Source organism: Nonomuraea sp. NPDC003707 (assembly GCF_053587055.1).
The window spans coordinates 1-6,228 of sequence record NZ_JBSFNK010000106.1; the positions used below are offsets into that span (position 1 = coordinate 1).

General features: G+C 71.4%; 2 protein-coding genes. Both read right to left on the reverse strand.

The window, feature by feature from the left end; all coding sequences use genetic code 11:
* A partial coding sequence (locus tag ACWDRB_RS67515) for a type I polyketide synthase (RefSeq protein ID WP_449912787.1) occupies positions 1–2,105 on the reverse strand: 2,105 nt, incomplete at its 3' end.
* A 49-nt stretch (positions 2,106–2,154) separates the two neighbouring features.
* Positions 2,155–6,228, reverse strand: a 4,074-nt coding sequence (locus tag ACWDRB_RS67520) for an SDR family NAD(P)-dependent oxidoreductase (protein WP_449912788.1), incomplete at its 5' end; no start/stop codon positions are given.

Genomic DNA, 6,228 nt, shown 5'->3' on the forward strand with positions numbered 1-6,228 from the left:
GCGATCGCGCCACGTCCCCACAACTCGGCGGCGAACAACCGGCTGCGCAACACGACCACCCGCACCGCGTCGGCCAGCGACAACACCCCGGCCACGCAGGCTGCCGCCACCTCACCTTGCGAGTGGCCCACTACCGCCGTCGGGCGGACGCCGATGGACTCCCACAGCTCGGCAAGCGCGATTCCGACCGCGAAGGCGACCGGCTGCAGTCTCTCGATCGAGTCCAGCCCCGCCCCATCGGCGTCGGCCAGGACCTGGGCCGGGTCCCAGTCCACCCACCGCCGGATCTCGGCGAAGCACTCCTCCAGCCGGGCGGCGAACACCGGCGACGCCTGCGCCAGCTCCACCCCCATCCCGGCCCACTGCGCCCCCTGACCGGGGAACACCAGCACCGCTTCCCGCCGCCCCGACGCCGTACCCGACACCGAACCGGCCACCACCCCGGCACCGGGCTCCCCCGCCGCCAGCGACTGCAGCCCGCCCAGCAGCTCCTCCCGGTCGGCGCCCATGACGACGGCACGGTCCTCGAACACCGGCCGCGTGCGTACCAGCGACAGCCCGACCTCGCCGACCGGCAACTCCGGCCGTGCCACCACGTACTCGGCCAGCCGGGACGCCTGAGCGCGCAACGCCTCCTCACCGCGCCCCGACACCACCCACGGCACCACACCGGAGATCACAGGAGCGCTCCCGGACTCCTCCTCCTGCGGCTCCGGTTCGGGAGCCTGCTCCACGATCACGTGCGAGTTCGTCCCGCTCACGCCGAACGACGACACACCCGCCCGCCGCGGCCTGTCCGCAGGCTCCGGCCAGTCCCGCGACTGCTCCAACAGCCGAACCTGACCCTGCTCCCAATCGACATGAGTCGTGGGCGTGGACACGTACAGGGTCTGCGGCAACAGACCGTGCCGCATCGCCAGCACCATCTTGATCACACCGGCCACCCCCGCAGCAGCCTGCGTGTGACCGATGTTCGACTTCACCGACCCGAGCCACAACGGCTCGGCCGCACCCCGATCCCGCCCATACGTCGCCAGCAATGCCTGCGCCTCGATGGGGTCACCGAGCGCGGTCCCCGTGCCATGCGCCTCGACCGCGTCCACCTCAGCACCCGACAACCCCGCATTGGCCAGCGCCTGACGGATCACCCGCTCCTGCGAAGGACCGTTCGGAGCCGTCAAACCATTACTGGCCCCGTCCTGATTGACCGCCGACCCACGGATCACCCCCAAGACCCGATGACCGGCGGCCACCGCATCCGACAACCGCTCCAGCACCAGCACACCGACACCCTCGGCCAGGACGGTGCCGTCGGCCTCGTCGGAGAACGCCTTGCAGCGGTCGTCCCGCGCCAGGCCGCGCTGGTGGCTGAAGTCCACGAGGAGCTCCGGCGTGGCCATGATCGTCACACCGCCCGCGAGCGCGAGCGTGCTCTCTCCGGCGCGCAGCGACTGGCAGGCCATGTGGATGGCGACGAGCGAGGAGGAGCAGGCGGTGTCCACCGTGACGGCCGGCCCCTCCAGGCCCATCGTGTACGCGACCCGGCCGGAGATGACAGAGCTGGAGTTGCCCGTCCCCAGGTAACCCTCGCTGCCCTCGGGCAGGGGGCCTCGGCCCACCTCGTAGTCGTTGGCGAAGGCGCCGATGAAGACGCCCGCGGAGGTGCCGCGCAACGAAGCCGGATGGAGGCCGGCCCGCTCCAGGGCCTCCCACGAGACCTCCAGCACCAGCCGCTGCTGCGGGTCCATCGCCACGGCCTCACGCGGGCTGATCCCGAAGAACGCGGGGTCGAACTCGTCCGCCCCTTCGACGAACCCGCCCGAGCGCGCGTAAGTGGTCCCGCTGCTGTCCGGGTCGGGGTCGTACAGCGCTTCCAGGTCCCAGCCCCGGTCCTTCGGGAACGGGACGATCCCCTGCTCGCGCTCCAGCAGCAGCTTCCACAGGTCCTCCGGCGAGTTCACCCCGCCGGGGTAGCGGCAGCTCATCGCCACGATCGCGATCGGCTCGCGCTCCTTCTCCTCGACCTCACGCAAACGTCGGTTGGCCTGCTGGAGATCCTCGGTCACTCGCCGCAGGTACGCGAGGAGCCTCTCTTCGTCAGCCATGCCGTCCCGCCTTCCCTAAGGGGTTTCGAGTTTGCGTTTCCTGGGGGACCTAAAGGCCCTGGTCGATCAGCGAGAAGAGCTCGTCGGCGCTCGCCGTGCGCACCTTGCTCTCCTCGTCCGTTCCGGATCGGTCGCCGCGCCACTCGTCCATGAGCTTCTGCAGGCGAACGGTGATCTCGGACCGCGCCTCGACATCGATGGCGATCTTGCCCAGCAGCCGGCCCAGCTCGTCCAGGCTCTGCAGCACCTGCGACTCGGCCGGTTCCTTCTTCGGCAGGAGCTGGCTGCCCATGTACTCGGCGATGGCGACCGCGTTGGGGTAGTCGAAGATCAGCGTCGCCGGCAACCGGAGTCCGGTGGCCTTGCCGAGCCGGTTACGCAGCTCCACCGATGTCAGGGAGTCGAATCCGAGTTCGCTGAAGCTCCTGTCCGGATCCACGTGCTCTTCGGAGGCGTGTCCCAGCACGCCGGCGGCCTCCGTACGTACCAGCGAGACCAGCATGCGCTCCTGCTCGGCCGGGGGCAGCCCGGCCAGGCGCTGCTGCAGCGCCGACTCGCCGTCCGAGGCGGGTTGCGCGCTCTGGGCGGTACGGCGTGCGGGGGTGCGCGCCAGGCCGCGCAGGACGGCGGGGATGCCGTCCTCGCGGGCGCCGAGAGCACGGGCGTCCATGGGCAGCGGTACGAGGAAGGGCTCCGCCATGGTCAGGGCGGCGTCCAGCAATTGCATGCCTTCGGCGGCGCCCATCGCGGTGAACCCCGAACGGGACAGCCGCTCCAGGTCGATGTCGCCCAACCGGCGCGTCATGCCACCCGTTTCCGGTGCCCACACCCCCCACGCGAGGGACTGTGCGGGCAGGCCGGTGGCGTGGCGGTGGATCGCGAGCGCGTCGAGGAAGGCGTTGGCGGCGGAGTAGTTGCCCTGTCCGGCACTGTCGAGGGTCGCGGCCGAGGAGGAGTAGAGGACGAACGCGGCCAGGTCGAGATGGCTGGTGGCCTGGTGCAGATGCCAGGCGGCGTCCGCCTTGGGCCGCAGTACCCGGTCGATCTTGTCCGGGGTGAGCGAGTCGATCACGCCGTCGTCCACCACTCCGGCGGCGTGGAAGACCGCCGTCAGAGGATGTTCGGTGTGGACGCGGTCGAGGAGCGCGGTGGCCTGCTCGGGGTCGGACAGATCGCACGCGGTGATCTCGACCGTTGCGCCGGCTGCTTCCAGGTCGGTGCGGAGTTGGTCGGCGTCGGGGGCTTGGTCTCCTCGGCGGGAGGCCAGCAGCAGATGCCCGACCTGGTGCTCGGTGGTCAGATGGCGGGCCAGGATCGCGCCCAGACCGCCCGTGCCGCCCGTGATCAGTACCGTGCCGTCCGGATCCAGCGCGCGCGGCATGGTCAGGACGATCTTGCCGGTGTGGCGGGCCTGGGCCATGTGCCGGAAGGCTTGCCGAGCCTGCCGCACCGGCCAGCACCGCACCGGCAGACCCGCAAGCTCCTGACCCGCGAACAGGTCCAGCAGCTCGGCCAGCATCTGCCCGATCCGCTCGTGTCCGGCGTCCATCAGGTCGAAGCTGCGGTACCGGATTCCGTTGTTCTCGACGTCCGCCGGGTCACGCAGGTCGGTCTTGCCCATCTCGATGAACCGCCCGCCGGGGGCGAGCAGGTTGAGGGAGGCGTCGGTGAACGGGCCGGCCAGCGAGTTGAGCACCACATCCACCCCTTCACCTCCGGTGACCGTGGTGAAGGCGTCGGCGAAGTCGAGGTCGCGGGAGGAGGCGATGTGGTCGTCGGCCACGCCCAGCGCCCGCAGCAGGTGCTGCTTGGCGGGTGAGGCGGTGGCGAAGACCTCCGCGCCCAAGTGCCGGGCGATCTGGATGGCCGCCATGCCGACCCCACCTGCACCGGAGTGGATCAGCACGCGCTCGCCGTGACTGAGCCCGGCCAGGTCGACCAGCCCGTACCAGGCGGTCGCGAACGCTCCCGGGACCGACGCCGCACGGGCGAAACTCCACCCCTGCGGCATCCTCGCCATCATCCGGTGATCAGCCACCACGCGGGGACCGAACGTCCCCTCGCCCATGCCCATCACCCGGTCGCCGACGCTCAGCCCGTCCACCCCGGGCCCGACCTCGGCGATGACGCCGGCGAACTCGACGCCCATCGCTCCGGCCTCACCCGGGTACATGCCCAAGGAGTTGAGCACGTCGCGGAAGTTCAGGCCGGCCGCGCGGACGTCCACGCGCACCTCACCGGCGGCCAGGTCCCGGCCGGCTTCGGGGGCCGACATCAAGGTCAGCCCGTCGATGGAGCCCTTGGCGGGGCTGTCCAGCCGCCAGCCGTCGGGTCCGTCGGGCGTCGGGAGCTCGCCGGAGGTGTTCGCCTGGGTGAGACGGGGCACCAGCACCCGGCCGGCCCGCACCACCAGCTGCGGCTCGTCCTCCACGCTCAGGAGGGAGGCCAGCGCGGTGAGCGAATCGGCCGCGTCGTCGACGTCCACCAGGAGGATCCGGCCGGGGCTCTCGGCCTGCGCCGAGCGCACGAGGCCCGACACCGCCGCCTCGACCAGAGCACCACCGCCGGCGCTACCGGCCTCCGTACCGGTCGTCACCGCACCCGTGGTCACCAGCACCAGCCGGGTCTCGGCCAGCCACTCATCGGCCGGCCAATCACGCAGCACGCTCACGACCCGGTCCAGCTCCGACCGCAGCGCCTCCGGAAGCGTGTCCTGCCCGGCAGGAGCCCCCTGCAGGCGCATGACCACGGCGGCGGGAAGAGCCTGCCCGGACGCGACCGCGTCACCCAACGCCGCCGCGCCCGCGTACTCCTCGACACCACCGCCGGCGGACTCGATCGCCGCCGCCAGAGCGGGCCACCGCTCGCCCACCACCGCAACGTCGCCCACCGGGGTGTCCGCGAGGTCGTTCGCCGGCGGCACCCAGTCCATGCGCAGCAGCGACGACGAGGACGCGGTCGCGGTCAGCTTCTGATCCGCGAGCTCCCGCAGGATCAGCGAGCCGATGGAGGCCACGGCCTGTCCCGCGGAGTCGCCCGTCTCCAGGGTCACGGCGCCGTCGTCGGCGCGGCGCAGGCGTACGCGCAGGTGACTGGCGGCGGAGGCGTGCAGCCGCACGTCGGTCCAGGCGAAGGGCAGCGTGATCTTCGAGTCGTCGGAGAGTCGCTCGGCCACGCCGATGGCGTGCAGGGCCGCGTCCAGCAGCGCCGGGTGGATACCGTACCGGCCGGCCTCGGCGGCCTCCCGCTCGCCGAGTTCCACCTCGGCGAACACCTCTCCGTCGTGCTCCCAGGCTCGCTTGAGTCCCTGGAACGCCGGTCCGTATCCGTACCCTGCGGCGGACAGCGTCTCGTAGTGGTTCGACACGTCCACCGCCTGCGCTCCTGGCGGCGGCCACTGGCTCCAGTCGAAGCCCGCCGCGTCGCCGCTGTCCGCCGTGGCCACGATCCCGGCGGCATGACGGGTCCATGGCCGCGTACCGCTGCGGGCGTAGACCGTCGCCTCGCGCCGGCCTTCCTCGTCGGCGGCGGCCACCGCCACCTGGATCAGGATCGACTCGTCCCGTTCGATCACCAGCGGCGTCTCGATCGTCAGCTCTTCCACTACCGAGCAACCGACCTCGTCGGCCCCGCGCACCACCAGCTCCACGAACCCGGTGCCGGGGAACACGACCTTCTCCCCCACCGCGTGGTCGGCCAGCCACGGATGCGCGGCGACCGAGATCCGCCCCGTCAGGACCACTCCGCCCTGATCGGGCAGCTCCACCGCGGCGCCCAGCAGGGGGTGGTCCGCGGGGGCCTGGCCCAGCCCGTCGACGTTCGTGACGATCGAGGGCGCTTCGAGCCAGTAGTGGTGGTGTTGGAAGGGGTAGGTGGGCAGGTCGGTGGTGGTGGCGTGGGGGATGAGGGTGGCCCAGTTGGGGGTGGTGGTGGTGTTGTGGGTGTGGGTGGTGGCGATGGCGGTGAGGAGGGTGTGGGTTTCGGGGTGGTTTTTGCGGAGGGTGGGGGTGAAGTGGCTGCTGTTGGTGGTGGTGGGGAGGTTGTGGGGGGCGATGGCGGTGAGGGTGGTGTCGGGTCCGATTTCGAGGTAGGTGGTGACGCCGGTGTGGTGGAGGTGGGTGAT